The 16,367-nt window shown below is 55.2% G+C and carries 14 protein-coding genes; 8 read left to right on the top strand and 6 right to left on the bottom strand.

Annotated elements, in window-relative coordinates; translation table 11 throughout:
- From U5L07_00955 to U5L07_00945, 3 genes are read right to left on the bottom strand one after another with little or no spacing between them, the layout of a single operon-like run.
- Entirely contained in the window at positions 1 to 1,470 is a 1,470-nt protein-coding gene (locus U5L07_00955; GenBank protein MDZ7830300.1) for a leucyl aminopeptidase, read from the bottom strand.
- Positions 1,471 to 1,481: 11 nt separating this feature from the next.
- Positions 1,482 to 2,234, bottom strand: coding sequence for a TerB family tellurite resistance protein (locus U5L07_00950; GenBank protein MDZ7830299.1), 753 nt, complete (start codon positions 2,232 to 2,234; stop codon positions 1,482 to 1,484).
- Positions 2,234 to 3,490: a CinA family nicotinamide mononucleotide deamidase-related protein gene (locus U5L07_00945; protein MDZ7830298.1), complete on the bottom strand. Its 1,257-nt coding sequence runs from the start codon at positions 3,488 to 3,490 to the stop codon at positions 2,234 to 2,236. The genes U5L07_00950 and U5L07_00945 overlap by 1 nt, the downstream gene beginning before the upstream one ends.
- A 413-nt stretch (positions 3,491 to 3,903) precedes the next feature.
- Here U5L07_00945 and U5L07_00940 point away from each other — a divergent pair, with 413 nt between their 5' ends.
- The 4 genes from U5L07_00940 (at position 3,904) to U5L07_00925 (ending at position 8,902) form a co-directional block, all read left to right on the top strand.
- Complete coding sequence (locus U5L07_00940; protein MDZ7830297.1) at positions 3,904 to 5,544, top strand: BCCT family transporter; 1,641 nt, start codon at positions 3,904 to 3,906, stop codon at positions 5,542 to 5,544.
- Between the two features lie 91 nt (positions 5,545 to 5,635).
- The gene (locus U5L07_00935; GenBank protein ID MDZ7830296.1) at positions 5,636 to 6,496 is read left to right on the top strand and encodes a glycine betaine ABC transporter substrate-binding protein; all 861 of its coding nucleotides are present in this window, start codon (positions 5,636 to 5,638) and stop codon (positions 6,494 to 6,496) included.
- A gap of 12 nt (positions 6,497 to 6,508) precedes the next feature.
- Positions 6,509 to 7,186, top strand: coding sequence for a serine protease (locus U5L07_00930; protein MDZ7830295.1), 678 nt, complete (start codon positions 6,509 to 6,511; stop codon positions 7,184 to 7,186).
- Between the two features lie 12 nt (positions 7,187 to 7,198).
- Positions 7,199 to 8,902 (top strand): AMP-binding protein, encoded by a 1,704-nt coding sequence (locus U5L07_00925; GenBank protein ID MDZ7830294.1) that lies wholly within the window; start codon positions 7,199 to 7,201, stop codon positions 8,900 to 8,902.
- 21 nt (positions 8,903 to 8,923) lie between these two features.
- Here the strand turns inward: U5L07_00925 and U5L07_00920 are convergent, their stop codons facing one another.
- A complete protein-coding gene (locus U5L07_00920; GenBank protein MDZ7830293.1) occupies positions 8,924 to 9,793 on the bottom strand; it encodes an SDR family oxidoreductase in 870 nt (289 codons plus the stop codon).
- Positions 9,794 to 10,083: 290 nt separating this feature from the next.
- Between U5L07_00920 and U5L07_00915 the strand changes: the two genes are divergently transcribed.
- The gene (locus U5L07_00915; protein MDZ7830292.1) at positions 10,084 to 10,683 is read left to right on the top strand and encodes a hypothetical protein; all 600 of its coding nucleotides are present in this window, start codon (positions 10,084 to 10,086) and stop codon (positions 10,681 to 10,683) included.
- A gap of 103 nt (positions 10,684 to 10,786) precedes the next feature.
- Here U5L07_00915 and feoB read toward each other — a convergent pair whose 3' ends face one another.
- Positions 10,787 to 13,000 (bottom strand): ferrous iron transport protein B, encoded by a 2,214-nt coding sequence (feoB, locus tag U5L07_00910; GenBank protein MDZ7830291.1) that lies wholly within the window; start codon positions 12,998 to 13,000, stop codon positions 10,787 to 10,789.
- A 3-nt stretch (positions 13,001 to 13,003) separates the two neighbouring features.
- Positions 13,004 to 13,240 (bottom strand): FeoA family protein, encoded by a 237-nt coding sequence (locus tag U5L07_00905; protein ID MDZ7830290.1) that lies wholly within the window; start codon positions 13,238 to 13,240, stop codon positions 13,004 to 13,006.
- A 153-nt stretch (positions 13,241 to 13,393) separates the two neighbouring features.
- Here U5L07_00905 and U5L07_00900 point away from each other — a divergent pair, with 153 nt between their 5' ends.
- The 3 genes from U5L07_00900 (at position 13,394) to U5L07_00890 (ending at position 16,350) form a co-directional block, all read left to right on the top strand.
- Positions 13,394 to 13,909 carry a metal-dependent transcriptional regulator gene (locus U5L07_00900; protein ID MDZ7830289.1) on the top strand — a complete coding sequence of 172 codons (516 nt, stop codon included), beginning with the start codon at positions 13,394 to 13,396 and terminating at the stop codon, positions 13,907 to 13,909.
- 6 nt (positions 13,910 to 13,915) lie between these two features.
- Positions 13,916 to 14,302, top strand: a complete 387-nt coding sequence (locus U5L07_00895; GenBank protein MDZ7830288.1) for an FAD-dependent oxidoreductase — start codon at positions 13,916 to 13,918, stop codon at positions 14,300 to 14,302.
- 101 nt (positions 14,303 to 14,403) lie between these two features.
- Positions 14,404 to 16,350 (top strand): ATP-binding protein, encoded by a 1,947-nt coding sequence (locus U5L07_00890; protein ID MDZ7830287.1) that lies wholly within the window; start codon positions 14,404 to 14,406, stop codon positions 16,348 to 16,350.
- The last annotated feature ends 17 nt before the right edge of the window (positions 16,351 to 16,367 follow it).

The raw sequence follows: 16,367 nt of genomic DNA, 5'->3' as shown, positions 1-16,367 counted from the left end.
TTATAACCTCTCCATTGCCTCGATCAAAAGCCTCACCCCGAAGCCGGTGCCGCCGGCGCCGCAGTAGTCGGCGCCCTTCTTGATATAGGCCGGGCCGGCAATATCAATATGCGCCCACCGGGCGTTTTCAACAAAGTCGGACAGGAACAGGGCCGCGGCAATGGCCCCGCCCCAGCGGGAACTGCCGATATTTCGGATATCCGCGAAATCACTTTTTAAAAGCTCTTTGTAATCATCCGGCATGGGCATGGCCCAGCAGCGTTCATAGACCGACTCGCCGGCGGATACAATGGCTTCCGCCAGGTCCCTGTCCGCGGAAAATACCCCGGCAATCTTTTCGCCCAGCGCCATGATGCAGGCGCCGGTAAGTGTGGCCATATCAATCATCACGTCCGGTTTGAAAAGCTTTTCCGCATATGCCAGGGCGTCGATTAAAATCATCCGGCCTTCGGCATCCGTGTTGCCGATCTCCACCGTCTTGCCGGCGTAAGTTCGGACGATATCACCCGGCCGCAGGGCATCACCGGACGGCATATTTTCAACCACGGGCACGATTCCGACCACGCGATAGTCCGGCTTCAGACGCGCAACGGCGATAAGCGCCGCAGCCACAGACGCGCCGCCGGCCATGTCCATCTTCATATCCTCCAACGTGCCGCCGGATTTTATGTTGATCCCGCCGGAATCAAAGGTCACGCCTTTTCCGACCAACGCATAGGTTTTTTTGGGTTTTTTGGGTTTGTAATCCAGAAGCACCATGCGCGCGCGGCTTTTGCTGCCCATGCCAACGGCCAGAATGCCGCCCATCTTGTTTTTCTTTAACTCCGGTTCATCCAGCACGGTGATTTCCAACCCCTCCTTGTCCGCGGCCTTGACAATGGAGCGGACAAACCGGTCCGGCCGCTTTTCATTGGGCGGCATGCTGACCCAATCCCTTGCCAGCACCGTGCTTTTGCAGATGGTGGCCACCCGGTCCCCGACACCTTTCAGGGCCTCTGCGGCTTCCGCATCCGTAAATATGGCAATCTCTTTAACCGGCGCCTGCTTCTTATCCGCCTTGTAAAGGTCAAATATGTGGTTTCCGAGATATGCGCCCTCAAAAAGGGCTTCTGCTGCCGAACCCGCCTCTATGGGGACATTTTCCGCATCCGGCAGCCGCATCACCAGGTCCTCGACCTCCGCGCTGATGGCCTTTTTAACCGCTTTCCCCGCGGCTTTTCGAAGAGATTCCCGGCAAAGATCGGCAATTTTGCCTACCCCCAGAAACAGAACCCGCTCCGCATGAGTTGCACCCGGCCGATAGAGCAGCAGATCATCGCCTTTTTTCCCCTTAAATTCCTTGTATGATTGGGCGGTCTCGACCAGCGCCTGAATGGCCGCATCCTTATGCAGCGCGTCATCCTCGGCCACCGGAATCATGAGCAGGCCGGCTTCAAGGCGCTTGGTATCACCGGTTTTAATGGTCAGCAAAAGTTCCTCCCTTACAAATTTCTCTCTTTCCTGATTGCATCATAGGCCTCCTGGATCTCCCGGAATTTATCATTGGCGAACTTGACGAATTCATCCGGCAAGCCCTTGGCGGAAATGGTGTCCGGATGATAATCCCGGACCAGCTTGCGGTACTTTTTCTTAATCTCATCATTCGAATCACTGCTATTGCAGCCCAGGGCAGCGTAATATCGCTCTGTATTTTTAACGTACCGGGATTTAATCTTCTGATAATCCGAATCGCTGATTTGGAAAATCCGGACAGCGGAAAGAATCAGACGCTCTTCAGCCTCCTGAAGGGCGCCGTCTGCCACCGAGACCCGCAGGAGGATATCGATCATAAATTCCAAAAGCTGGGGCTGCCCGGAAAAATGCTGATAAAACTGGCCCGCAAAATCCTCAAAAGACTGCGGCGTATTGAGCGCGGTCTGAAAGATCTGCTCCGCGGCCTGCCGGCTCTGGGCGTTCAAATTAAGGTCCCGCGCCATGAACTGCCGTATGGTATTTACCTCGGCTTCGGAGACCTGCCCGTCCGCCCGCGCCAGTTTGGCCAGCATGGAGAATGCAGCCACAAAAAACGCCATCTGGGCGCGCTCCTCGACAGAGCCGCCCTGGCCCGAGATCATGCGGGGTTTTTCTTCGTCACCGTCAAACATATGACCGAACACGGCCCCTGCAACGGCGCCGATCGGCCCGCCCACCGCAAACCCGACGGTCCCGCCGATGGCTTTTCCCAACCAACCCATTATATGTAGAACTCCTTCATAATTTGTTTCCTTAGCACATTTAACGCCAAAACGGCAAATATCTGTTTATTGGCCGTGCGCTCCTTAAACGGGGAATGATGCCGCTCGCCCGCCGCCCCGTCAGGACCGGCGATACCGATACAGACCGTGCCCACCGGTTTTTCGTCCGTTCCCCCGGTCGGCCCGGCAATGCCGCTGGTGGCAATGCCGTATGCGGCCCCGGAGATCTGTCTGACCCCCTCGGCCATAAGCTTTGCAGTTTCCTCGTGGACTGCACCATGCTGATCAATAACCTCCGGCGGGACATTTAAAAGCTCAATTTTTGCGGAATTGGCATAGGTCACCGTGGAGAGCAGGAAATAATTTGAACTGCCGGATATGTTGGTCAGCATATCCGCAATCAGCCCTCCGGTGCAGCTCTCCGCCACAGCCACCGTTGCCCCGGCGTCCTTCAGCAATTTCCCGACTTCCGCCTCGATCGTCAGGCCTGTGGTGGAAAAGATGTATTTACCGAACCTCTCCTGGGCCCAGCGGCTTGCCTGGTCCAGGTCCCGGGTGAGATCCTCCGGCGTTTCACCGACAGCGATAAGTTTAATATAGATAACCGGGAATCGGGCCAGAAGGCCGTATCGCACACTGGGAAACGCATCCGATATATCGGCCATCCGGTCATTTACCCGCGCCTCCGGGAGACCAAAGGCGGAAAGCGTCCGGATCCGCTGAAATTTGTCCGGCGGCTGCAGATTTTTCTGAATATCCGGTATCACCTGCTCGGCAAGCATGGCCGTCATTTCATGGGGAATGCCCGGCATAAAATAGCAGCGGCTTTTTCCGATGGTCAGAGAAAATCCGGGCGCCGTCCCCCGGGCATTAAAAATCGGGGTCGCCCCCTGGGGCAGCATGGCCTGTTTATAGTCCGACTCAGATACCTGTCGATGGTATTTTTCAAAAAAGCCTTCGATGTAGGCCACCGCCTTCTCATTTTTTTCAAGCCCGGTGCCGGCGGCCATAGCTGCGGCTTCGGCCGAAAGATCGTCTTTTGTCGGCCCCAGCCCGCCGGTAATGATAGAAATATCCGCCCGGCCGCCGATTTCCGTCAAAATATTGGCCAGCGCCTCCGGATCATCGCCCACACAGCTGTGCCGGGTGACCTCAATGTCCAGCTCCATCAGCTTTTCTGCAATGTGCGCGGAATTACTGTCGATAATAGCGCCGGAGCAGATTTCATCTCCCGTGGATAATATTTCGGCAATCATATGAGGTTTCAAATCCCTTGAGTCGTTATTTTTAATTATTGTTTGCCAGACATATGTATATGGCATGAGACATTTCCGGTGACAATCATTTTCTGCCAGGGCAAATTTGTTCTGTCTTTTCTTAGGCAGGCACGGTGGCCTGCCCTACGACGACATGCGTCGTAGAGTCGGCCACCGTGCCGACTATCTGTCCGTTAACAGGACCGTGGTCATGAACTTTGCGGTTAGAACAAATTAGCCGTGCATTTTCTGCCGACGCGCCGCCCGTCGGATCTGAACGGCATCGACTCAAATATCCATCCCATCCGTCTGTAAAAAAATATTGATCCGCGCTTGATTGAGAATTACTCTTAAATTGCCGTTTTTTGTTAGAATCCCTGTTGACTGAAACCTGAACCGATAAAGGATTCGTTATGGCCAAAAATTCTGATCAGGAGAATAAGCCAGTACCGGAAAAACAGGAATCGGAAGGCTGGTTTCATCTGGATGTCCACCCCCAGGTATTCTTTATTTCAGCGGGGCTGATCATCCTGTTTGTGGTTAGTACCATTTTTTTTCAAAAATACATGGGCGATGTATTCCAGCAGATGCAGAGCGCCATGTCCAGCTATGCCGGCTGGTTTTTTATCTGGACAGTCAATATCGTCCTGGTATTCATGCTGGTAATGCTGGCCGGCCGGTTTAGCAATATCCGGCTGGGTGGCCCGGACGCCAAGCCGGAATTTTCCACAATGGGCTGGTTTTCCATGCTCTTTTCCGCCGGCATGGGCATCGGCCTGCTCTTCTACGGCGTGGCCGAGCCCATGTTTCATTTTGTCGCCAACCCCCTGACCGAACCCGGCACCACGGAAGCCGCCCGAAAATCCATGGATATCACCTTTCTGCACTGGGGCCTGCACCCATGGGCGATTTATGCGCTGGTGGCCCTGTCCCTGGCCTTTTTTTCATTTAACAAGGGTTTGCCCCTGTCCATTCGAACCGCCTTTTATCCCCTCTTGGGAGAACGCATCTACGGCTGGCCCGGAAATATTATCGATATTCTGGCCACTGTGGCCACCCTTTTCGGCGTGGCCACATCCCTGGGGCTCGGCGTACAGCAGGTCAACGCCGGGTTAGACTATCTTTTGGGCATCGGCCAGTCGCCCAAAATCCAGGTCATCCTGATCGCATGCATCACCGCCGTGGCCACCTGGTCGGTGGTCAAGGGGCTGGACAAGGGCATCCGGCGGCTTAGTGAGATAAACATCTCCTTTGCCGCGCTGCTCGCCCTTTTCGTCCTGCTGGTTGGCCCCACGGTGTTTATTCTGGATGCGCTGCTGGAAAACATCGGTTATTATATCCAGCACCTGCCCCAGCTCTCCACCTGGAATGAAACCTATGAGCACACCGCATGGCAGCAGGGCTGGACCATCTTTTACTGGTCCTGGTGGATCGCCTGGTCGCCGTTTGTGGGCATGTTTATCGCCCGGGTCTCTTACGGCCGGACCATCCGGGAATTTATTCTCGGGGTGATGCTGGTGCCCACCTTTATTACGTTTCTGTGGATCACCATCTTCGGAAACACCGCCCTGTTTATTGAAATGTTCGGCTCCGGCGGCATTGCCAAGACGGTTCAGGAAAATATCCCGGTATCGCTTTTTGTGCTGCTGGAAAAATTCCCGCTGGGGGTCATCACATCGAGCCTCTCGATTGTTGTGATCATTACCTTTTTCGTCACCTCTTCGGACTCCGGCTCCATGGTCATCGACATCATCACCTCGGGCGGAAACCCCAATCCGCCGGTGCTGTCCCGGCTCTTCTGGGCCATCCTGGAGGGTGCCGTCGCTGCGGCGCTGCTTGTGGGCGGCGGGCTTGTGGCCCTGCAGACAGCCACCATCACCACCGGCCTGCCCTTTGCCGTTGTGATCCTGGGGATGTGCTTTGCCCTTTACCGCGGGTTGTCCGAGTATGCCGCGCCCACGGAATTCACCCTGGGCGACCGGCAGGCCCGGGAATATAAAATCAGAACCCATCCGCCGCTTAAAAAGACCTTCGGGCGCCGGCGGCTTTGGTAACTCAAATAATAAGCTCAAGGAGGTTATCGTGCATCGGATATTTTATCTTTGTATCTACATTTTTTGGGTGACTATTTGCGCGGTCTCTCTTATGCCCGGCCCGGCTTGGGGCATGGCGAATGCCGGGCAGAATATTCGGCTGGTCCACACGGACTGGTCCTCTTCCATTGCTTCGGCCAATCTTGTCAAAGCGGTATTTGAGGAAAAGCTCGGCACCCGTTGCGAACTGGTGTCTGTGAGTGCGGACAAAATGTGGAAGGCGGTGGCTGAAGGCCGTGCAGACGTCATGCTGTCCGGCTGGCTGCCGGACACCCATGGCTATTACCACAAACAGTTCAGAGACCACGTGGTTGATTTGGGACCGAACCTGGAAGGCACCAAAATCGGATTCGTGGTGCCGGATGTGACCCTCGGCCGCCTGACCGCCGGCACCGGCATCCGGAACCAGCCCTATATAACCATCGATTCCATCGAAGAGCTAAAAACCCATGCGGACAAATTCAACCACCGGATTGTCGGCATTGAGCCTGAGGCCGGTATCATGCACAAAGCAAAGGAGGCCATGGAGGCTTATGATCTGGACAACTTCCGTCTGGTGGAAAGCAGCGAGGTGGCCCTGATGGCCGAATTATCCCACGCCATCCGCCACCAGAAATGGCTGGTGGTTACCGGTTGGCTGCCGCACTGGAGTTTTGCCCGCTGGAGTCTCAAGTTCCTTGATGATCCGAAGAACGTATTCGGAGAGGGCGGCAGTATTCATACGATCGCCCGCCAGGGATTGGACACGGATATGCCGAAAGCCTTCCGGGTGCTGGACAATTTCTCATGGGCGCCCGAGGATATCGGGCAGCTGATGCTATGGATTCAGGAGGATGACGGCCGGTTTCCCTATGAAAAGGCCCTGCGGTGGATCCGGACCCATCCGGATAAAATTGAACAATGGATTGAATAAAAGGATACCCATATGCTCCAGGACATCTATTTTCAGTACAAAAATGCCTGCATGATGCTCTTTCGCCGGGAAGGCGATGAAGTGGTCTTTCGGGGCACAGCCTTTCTGGTCCATCCGGACGGCTACCTGCTCACCGCCGCCCATCTGATTACCGGCAAATACGAATTGATGGCCGTGCCTGTAGAGGATGCGGCCGGATTTGTCGAGGTCCATACCGACACCGTCTCACCTATCCGCCTGGAAATCCGGCAGATTGACCGCGAGCGGGATCTGGCCCTCTTAAAATTTACCGAAGAGATTGAAATCACCATGCCGGATCACATCATAGGCATTCCGGATGAGGTGCCCATCGGCAACAGCGTGGCGACTTTGGGGTTTCCGTTCGGCTTTTACGGTGTCTACAACCAGTTGATCAAGCAGGCGGTGGTCTGCTCCAAGATCCTTTCCGGAAACGGCACCGGCATTTTCCTTTTTGACACCATGGTCCACGACGGCAACAGGGGCGGGCCGTTGATCAACATTTATGACGGCCGGATCATCGGGGTGGTTGGCGGCCGCTTCGAACCTCAGGAGCTTATGCCCGATTACTTAAAACGCTCAGAGGCACCGATTAGAAGCGACGTAGCCTATGCGGTATCCGTGGAACACGCGGCCGCCCTGATTAAGAAAGAGGCATTAACAGTAATCTAAAGGAGGTCTTAAGTGGCGAAGAATTTTTCCTGCTGGCCCGAAGGATGGCCCAAGGCGCTCGATTACCCGGAGCGCCCGGTCCATGCATTCCTCGAGTACACCGCCGAACGGGTGCCCAACCGGATTGCCATGCATTTTGGCGGCATGGTACTTACCTATGCGGAATTTAAAACCCTTGTGGATCGATTCGCTACAGCGCTCGCTGACCTGGGCCTTAAGAAAGGCGAGCGCATGGCCATCCATCTGCCCAATTGCCCCCAGTTCGCCATCGCCTATTATGCGCTGCTAAAAATCGGCGGGGTATTTACCCCGCTCTCTCCCCTGCTCTCCCCTTATGAGGCCAAGCACCAGCTAAGCGATGCCGGGGCCAAAACCCTGCTTTCCCTGGATCTCCTCTACCCCGGCATACAAGGCATCATCGGGGAGACGGATGTGGAGCGGGTGATCTCCACCAGTATCGGTGACTGTTATAATGTGCTCATCGCCCCGTTAAAGCCGGTGGGCAAGCTGCCGGTGCCGGATACGCTGGACATGGCGGAGCTTATCGCCAAGCACCAGCCCGAGCCGCCTGAAGTTGAATTTGAGGTTAACAAGGACCTGGCCCATCTGGCTTACACGGGCGGAACCACCGGGGTGTCCAAGGGCGTGATGCTCACCCACGCCAATGTGGTCAAAAACACCCTCCAGTTCGGCTGCTGGATGAGCGGGGCTCAACTGAAAATTTATGAAGACCAGCGCGTGGAACCGGTCTTTCCGGAGGGCGTTGACCCCAAAAAAGACCGTCCCGTTGCCCAGGACCATGAAACCGCCCTTGTCGTGGTGCCCTGGTTTCACGCCATGGGCGTGATCGCCTATCTGAATAACATGGTCTCCGGCGGAACCACCATGGTGGTCTTTCCGCGGTTTGATCCCCAGGAATACCTGGAAGCCATTCCCAAGTTTTCGGCCACCATGCTGGGCGGTGCGCCCCAGCTGTTCACCCCGCTGGTGGATCAGCCCAATTTTGATCAGTATGATCTTTCCCGGATCAAGTTCATCGGCTCCGGCGCAGCTCCGCTGCCGCTGACCGTTTTAGAGAAGATGAAACAGGCATTCGGCGGCGCCATTTTTATCGAAGCCTATGGGCTTACCGAATGCACCATGGGCGCGCTTTGCAACCCGGCTGGCCGGCCCAAACCCGGCTCCGTCGGCCTGCCGGTTTTTGATACCGAGTGCCGGGTGGTGGACCCGGAATCCGGTGAGCCGCTTCCCCCCGGTCAAGAGGGTGAAATCTGCATCAAGGGGCCGCAGGTCATGGCCGGATACTGGAACCGGCCGGAGGAGACCGCCCAGGTTCTAAAAGACGGCTGGCTGTATACGGGCGATATCGGCCGGGAGGATGAAGAGGGGTACTTCTATATCACCGACCGAAAGAAAGACATGATCATTTATAAAGGCTACAATGTCTACCCGCGGGAGATCGAAGAGATCCTCTACACCCACCCGGCGGTGGAACTGGCCGCTGTGCTCGGCAAAAAGGATGATACCGGAAATGAAATCCCGGTGGCGTTTGTGAAGGTAAGGGACGGCATGCAGCCGGCCGAGGCGGAACTCATAAATGCCGTCAATGACAAGGTGGCGGCGTACAAAAAACTCCGGCAGGTGATTTTCACGGATGATATTCCGGTATCCATGGCCGGCAAGGTGTTAAAACGCGAACTGCGGGAGCGGCTGTAATCATTCCGTCTTAATCTTACACTAATTATCCAGCGCCTGTTGCGAGGGCTCAACCCCTAAAAATTTATCCGCATAGCCCTTGCGGTAGAAAAAGCCCATCAACTTGTAAAATTTCTCCGGCATATAGCGTTTTACTCTCCAGAGCAGCCGGCCGTCGATCTGGGTGATGACATACAGCCGTTTTTTGGCGACGGAGCGGAGTATGTGCCGGCTCACTTTTTCCGCATTGCACAGGGATTTTTCAAAAAGCGCGTTGGCCATGTCCAGCTGACGCGGATCCGTATACCGGCATTGATCCATGAGATTGGTTTTAAAAAAACTAGGGCACGCCACCGTCACCCCGATATTATGGCCGGCCAGTTCCTGCCGCAGGGTTTCGGAGAGTGAAATCACCCCCGCCTTGGTCACATTATAGGGCGACATCTCCGGGAGCGAGACAATTCCGGCCGAAGAGGCGATATTGACGATATGGCCGGCTCCCTGGGATTTAAAAACGGGGATAAACGCCTTACATCCGTATATAACCCCCATTAGATTGATATCAACAATCCATTGCCAGTCTTCAACGGGAATTTTCTCCATTACCCCGGCAGCCGGCACGCCGGCATTATTGATCACGATATCCGCCCCTTGAAATTGGGCCGCCGCCTCATCCGCAAGCGCCGAAACATCCGTCCACTTGGCCACATCGCCTTGCATCGCAAACCCCTTGCCGCCGTTTTTTTCGACAAGCCCCAGGGTTTCCTCCGCCCGGGCACGATCAATATCGTTTACCCCCACCGACCAGCCGAGCCTGGCAAAATCCACCGCCAGGGTTCTGCCCAGCCCGCTCCCGGCGCCGGTAATAACCACCCGCTTATTCGGGAACCTCCTGTTTAAAACCTTTTCCATGCGCCCTCCCCGTTGCATCCTGTCCCCTGATTTTTTCCGAAAATTTGCCGCATTTGCCCTGATAACGATGGTTAGTTTATAAATCAACGGCCAAATAAGCAAACTTAAAGTGAGAATGCCCCTTTTAAGTAACTTATCGGGTTTTAGGTTTTGGGTATTAGGCATTAAAATCATTAAATCAAGAAGTTATGGTCGGCACGGTGGCCGACCCTACGATGAATCGGGTTTTTCCCCATTCGTAGGGCGGGCCACCGTGCCCGCCTGAAAAATAGATAGAACAAATGGGATGCATGGCCAAACCTTCGGGCATCGCCACTGCAGCCAGGCAATTCGTGGATAGGGCAGCCGGCCGACCAAGGATTGTCAGCGGCTCCTGGAAGAAGATGCCCCTCCCCCTCAAAGACATCATTCGGGAAGCGGTTGCCGCAGGCGGCGCCGACATCCGGATAAGCGATGAACCCTTTGTCTACCTCGACAAGAACTACATCAAAATGCTGGGCGGCATCCGGGAAACCCTTGCCGCAGGGACCAGCCTAAACGGACGAAAACGGGTTGTCCAGATCCACTGCCATTTCAAGGACATCGAATCAGAGGCCGTCGAGGCGGCGGAGAACGGAGCGGCCATTATTTTTATTGATACGGGGAACATCAGAGATGTCCGGGCAGTTCTCCGGATTCTGGAGGAAAACAACCGGCGAAAGCAGGTGCAGATCGCCTTTGCCGGCGGCATCCGCCTGGCCGATCTTGACCGGCTGAAAATACTTGACATCGATATCGCGGTTATCGGCCGTTTGGCTGATCGCCGCTGCATTGGTTTCCGTTTTGACCTGCGCAGGCCGGCGCATCGGCGCATCCGGCGCATCCGCAATCGCAGATATCCCGTCCTTTAATTTTTCGGTAAAGGTGCCGGATCAGGAATCCGGCGGCCAGGCCGACGATAAAAAATACGATGATATGCTGAATCATTTGTTTTTCTCCTTTTATAACAAACCACTAAAACCCCAAAACCGTCCCGATCTGATAGACCGACACCGCCAGGATGAAGGCAAGTACGGTATTAAAACCCATTGAAAATGCGCCCCACTTCCAGGAGCCCGCTTCCCGGGCGATGCAGACCACGGCGACGAAACAGGGCGAATAGAACATGACAAAAATGATGAGGGAAAACGCCGTCAGCGGCCGCCAAAGCGGCGAATTCGCCAATTGCCGGGACAGGCCCTCGCTTTGTTCCGCCTCCACCGCCCCCATGGAATAAGCGGTGCCCAAAGTGGAGACGATCACTTCCTTGGCGGCAAACCCGCCCACCAGGGCGATATTGGTCCGCCAGTCAAAGCCGGCCAGGTGACTGACGCTTTCAAGCGAGGTCCCGATGCGGCCGGCAACCGAATATTTAAGGGCCGCCTGGGACTTTTCCGCAGATATACCGCTCAGCCGGTCTTCTAACTCGCGCGCAGCCGGCGAAAGCGAATCATCCCCGCCCTGTTTGCGGAGCTCGTTTCGAACCGGTGCTGGATATTCCGCCAAAGCCTGCTGCCGGACCGCTTCATAGTTCTTTGCCGTCTCAGCCGGCAATTGCGGAAAGCTCATCATGGTCCAAAGCAGTATTGAAATTGCCAGGATAATGGTCCCGGCCTTTCGGATATACTGCCAGGTCCGCTCCCAGGTATGAATCAGAACCCCGCGCACGGTCGGGAGGCGATAAGGCGGCAGCTCCATTATAAAAGGCGTGGCCTCGCCCCGAATCACGGTCATGCGAAGGAGCTTTGCGATCAAAAGCGCCCCGCCCCAGGAAATCAGGGTGATCAGAAACATCATCCACGCCTTGTTATAGGCGAAAAACGCGCCGATCAAAAGGGCGAACACCGGAAGCTTTGCGCCGCAGTTCATAAACGGCACCGTTAAAAGCGTGGCAAGCCGCTCTTTAGGGGATTTGAGCGTACGGGTCGCCATGACCCCTGGCACGGCGCAGCCCCCGGCGATCCCGCCGGAAATGATAAACGCCATCACCGAACTGCCGTGCAGGCCGAACATACGAAACACCCGGTCCAGCATAAACGCCACCCGTACCAGGTATCCCGAATCTTCGAGAATCGTGATACCGAAAAACATGAACATAATTATCGGCACAAAGCCGAGCACCCCGCCGACCCCGTCAATAATCCCGGAAATGACCAGGGACTTTAACAGCCCCTCCGCCATGTGGGCATCAGCAAGGCCGCGAAGGGCGCCGAACATATTTTCCAGCCATGCCACCGGCACCTGGCTGTAGACAAAAGTGAAATGGTAGAGAAGCAGCAGGACGCCCGCCATGATCAGGGGACCGGCCAGCCGGTTGATCAGGACCTTGTCGATCCTGTCGGACAGGTAGAGCCGCTGCTCATCGGTATCCATCTGGATAACCCCCTGCCGGATAATGCTCTTTATAAACCCGAACCGCTGATCGGCGATCATGGCCTCCGGGTATGTATCTAAGGTGGCGCTCAGGTGCCGGGTCACCCGGTCGGCAATTTTCTTCAGCTCCCGGCTCAGATCCGGATTTGCGGCTTCACCGGCGGAAACAATCTGCTCATCTGCCTCCAGGTATTTAAGCGCCACCCAACGGGCCGGGTAATAATCGGTCAGCAGTCCGCTGCCTGAAATCAGCGGCACCATTTCCGTCAGGGCGTTGTCAATGTCCTCGCCGTAAGAAATGTTTAGCGTCGTCTTTGAAGGACCGGCGCCCGCAATATCCGCGGCCGCCGCCATCACTTCCTTTTTGCCCCTGCCGCTTCGCGCCACGGTGGGAACAATGGGCACGCCCAAGAATTCGGACAGCCGCGCCGAATCGATGTGCATGCCCCGGCTTTTGGCCACGTCCATCATGTTGAGCGCAATACAGACCGGCACCCCCATCTCGATGATCTGGAGGGTTAAATAGAGGTTTCGCTCCAGGTTGGCCGCATCCACGATATCGACCACTACGGCCGGCTTTTCCGTGGCGATAAAATCCCGGGCAATGATTTCCTCCATTGAATAGGCGGTCATGGAATATGTTCCGGGCAAATCCACCAGCTGAAATGTGTGGCCGTCTATTTTATATTGACCGGTCTTTTTTTCCACCGTCACGCCCGGATAATTGCCCACGTGCTGGCGCGCGCCGGTCAATGCATTAAAAAGCGTTGTTTTGCCGGAATTGGGATTTCCGGCCAATGCAATGGTGTTGGCCATCGGCTATCCTTTCACCTCCACTTCGATATGATCGGCCTCGCTGTTTCTGAGGCTTAAAGTAAAGCCCATCATCCGCAGCGCCACCGGGTCCTTCAGGGGCGCGCGTCCCTTGATTCTGAATTCAGTGCCCGGCACCAGGCCCATATCCCGGATCCGGCGGCCGAGCTCGCCGGCCGCATTAACGGCGACGATCTTTCCCGATTGATTCTCTTCCATTTGGCGCAAATTGATGCGTTTCATTTAATTCCCTCCGTGCTTTGCATTTTATTTGTTTGTTAAACCAAACTTTATTAGGTGTCAATATCTTTTTTTAATTTTTTATTTTTTGTTTGAGCATATATGAATAATTTGGTATCCATAACTTTAGACGTAAAAATGCCTAAAGGAGGCGTTATGATGAAAACAGACCTTTCGGAGAACCTGGAAGACTACCTGGAAACCATTCTTGAGCTTGAAACCACGAACAAGGTCGCCCGGGTAAAGGATATTGCAGAAGATAGAGGGGTGCTGCGGGGCTCAGTGACCGGGGCATTAAGGAGTCTTGCGGAAAAGGGGTTGATCAATTACGAGCCCTACAGCTTCATCACCCTGACCCGAAAGGGCGCCACCATTGCCAAAGAAATCAATCGCCGACACCGGGTCATTAAAAATTTTCTGATTCACGTACTTCAATTGGATGAAACCACCGCCGAGGACAACGCCTGCCGGATGGAGCATGCCATGGATCGCCCGGCGGTGGACCGGCTTGTGGATTTTATCAAATATATTGACACCTGCCCCCGAACCGACGCCGAATGGCTGACGGGCTTTACCCGGCACCGGAAAAAGGCGGCCTCCGAAAAACCGGACTGCAAGGACTGTATGACCCGGAGTTTTGATCGGCAAATCGGGAAAAACCAGGGCAAATAATCAGCTATACCGCCAAACAAAGGATATAGGTATGAGCAAGGAAATCTCAAACGTGGCATCGGCATCACACCGATCCTCAGCATGCTTCGCCACATGGCGGATACCGGCGATCAGAGAAAAATCACCCTGATCTGGAGCAACCGGACCCGCGAACACATCATTTTTCCGGACGCATTCAAAGATCTGGAATCCCGACTGCCCGGCCTTCATGTCAGCCACGTGTTAACAGACACGCCGCCATCCAATCAGCTCGATCGCACGGAGCTTGAGAAAATGCTGGCCCAGACCCGCCGCGATGCGCCGGTTTTTCTCTGCGGCCCCCCCGCAAATGATGACAGATATCCAAAAAGCCCTTTTGGCGCTTGGCTTTCCCCGGCGCTTGATATTTACTGAGCGGTTCAGCCTGTAAGTTGATATTTTAAACTTGAATAATATATTCATTTCTGGCTTAATTTGCCGGCACATTTATGTAATCGGACAGTCAGCGCAAAAATATGAACATCGTCATCCTTGCCATAAATACCGATCCGGAAACCGAAGCGGCCCTATCAGAGCTTAGCGGGCGCCTGGGCCACCGGTTCCATGCCGTTCGGGCAGAACTGCCGGCTGTGGGCGAGATTCCGTTCTACCGGCCGGATCTGGTGATCATTGACATGGCGGACACCTCTGAAGCCGACCAGGAAAAGCTCGCCGCCGTTATCCGGGAACGCTACGAGGATGCCGAACTCATGCTGGCCGCACCCAGAGATAAAATCACATCCATCATGGACCGGTTCAAGGATGAGGTCCGGGAATTTCAGGAAACGCCGCTAAACGTTACCGCCTTTGAAGTCGCGCTTGCCCGGGTAGCCGACAAAATCACCGCCAACGCGCGGCTCCAGAAGCTCGAGCATGCGGCCGAAAACCCATCCGAGCCCGGGGTTGAAGAACTCCTGGACACGGAGCGCTTCATCATCGTCAAACAGCTGGTGGACAAGCTCTCCCACTTTATCGGCCAGGTCGCGGAGGATGTGGAAGACGGCATCAAGTATTTCCACTCAACCCCCTATTTTGTCTCCATCCACAACTGCGACCTCAAGGTGGTGGCCAATGACTGGCTCTACCAGAAATATTTCGGCAACCGGGTCGGTGAAAACAGCTGGGATGTTTACGTCGGAAAAGCCGCGGACCCGGACAAATGCCCGGTGGGAAAGACCATGCAGACCGGCATGGTCCAGCGCATGAAGGCCGCGGTTCGCTATCCCAGCGGGATCAAGGCGCCGGTAATCATCCATACGGCCCCCATCTACAACAACAACGGCCGCATGACCTACATCCTGGAAGTCATGGCCGGCAGCCGCGAGATCAAACAGCTCAGAAAAGAGGTGCGCACCACCCAGCAGAAATACCAGAAGCTATTTGACGAAGTACCGGACTACATCGCGGTGCTCGACCGAAACCTTCGGGTCAACGCGGTAAACCGCCGCTTCAAGGAGGAATTCGGGGATCAGACCGGCAACGCCTTTTTCGACATCTTTACCAAGCGCACCTTTTCCGAGGCGGACTGCCCGATCTACAAGACCCTTGATGACGGCGAGTCCCACTCCGTTGAAACCGAAATGATGACCCGGGACGGCCGCTCCTTTACTACGATCCTCTCCTCCGCCCCGGTCACCACGGCCACGGGCAAGCTCATCCAGATCATCCTTATCTTCAAAGACATCACGGAAAAACGCCGCCTGGAGGACAACCTCTCCACCCTGGGCCTGATGTTCAGCGTAGTCTCCCACAACATTAAAAACGTCCTGACCGGCCTGGATGCGGGCATTTACCACATTGACCGCGGCTTCTACAAGGACATCCCCGGCGAGATCGAAGAGGGCCTGGAGGTGGCCACATTGATGAAGGAGCGCATCCGCAAGCTGATCCTTGACGTGCTCTATTACGCCAAACCGCGGAATCTCCAGGTGACACCCGTTGATATCGATGACCTGGTGGAAGACGTGGCCCAGCAGATGCGGCCCAAAATGGGCGCCCGCAACATTTCGTTTACGTTTCAGGCAGAAGAGCAGGCCGGCCAATTCGAGGCGGACCGGGAAATCTTCCGCTCCATTCTGGTCAACCTCCTGGAAAACGCCATGGAGGCCTGCATGGATCCGAACATTGATCGCGAATTCGCCGTCCGGTTCACAGCCGCGGTGGATAACGGCCAGGTGCGCTTTGACGTGACCGACAACGGCGCTGGGATGGACGAAGAGCAAAAGCAGCAGATATTCAGCAAATTTTACTCCACCAAGGGGCATAAAGGCACAGGCCTCGGCCTTTTTATCGCCCAACAGGTGGTCAACCAGCACGGCGGCGAAATCCGGGTGGCATCCACCCCCGGGGAAGGCACGCGCTTTACCGTCATCATGCCCAGAAAAGCCCCGGCACAAGCCACTCAACAGCAGAATCCGTCTTAATCTTATTCTACAAAAAT

It is taken from the genome of Desulfobacterales bacterium, assembly GCA_034520365.1.
GTDB lineage: Bacteria > Desulfobacterota > Desulfobacteria > Desulfobacterales > Desulfosalsimonadaceae > M55B175.
Note: the sequence above shows the minus strand (reverse complement) of the source record. Positions and strands in the feature narration are given on the sequence as shown.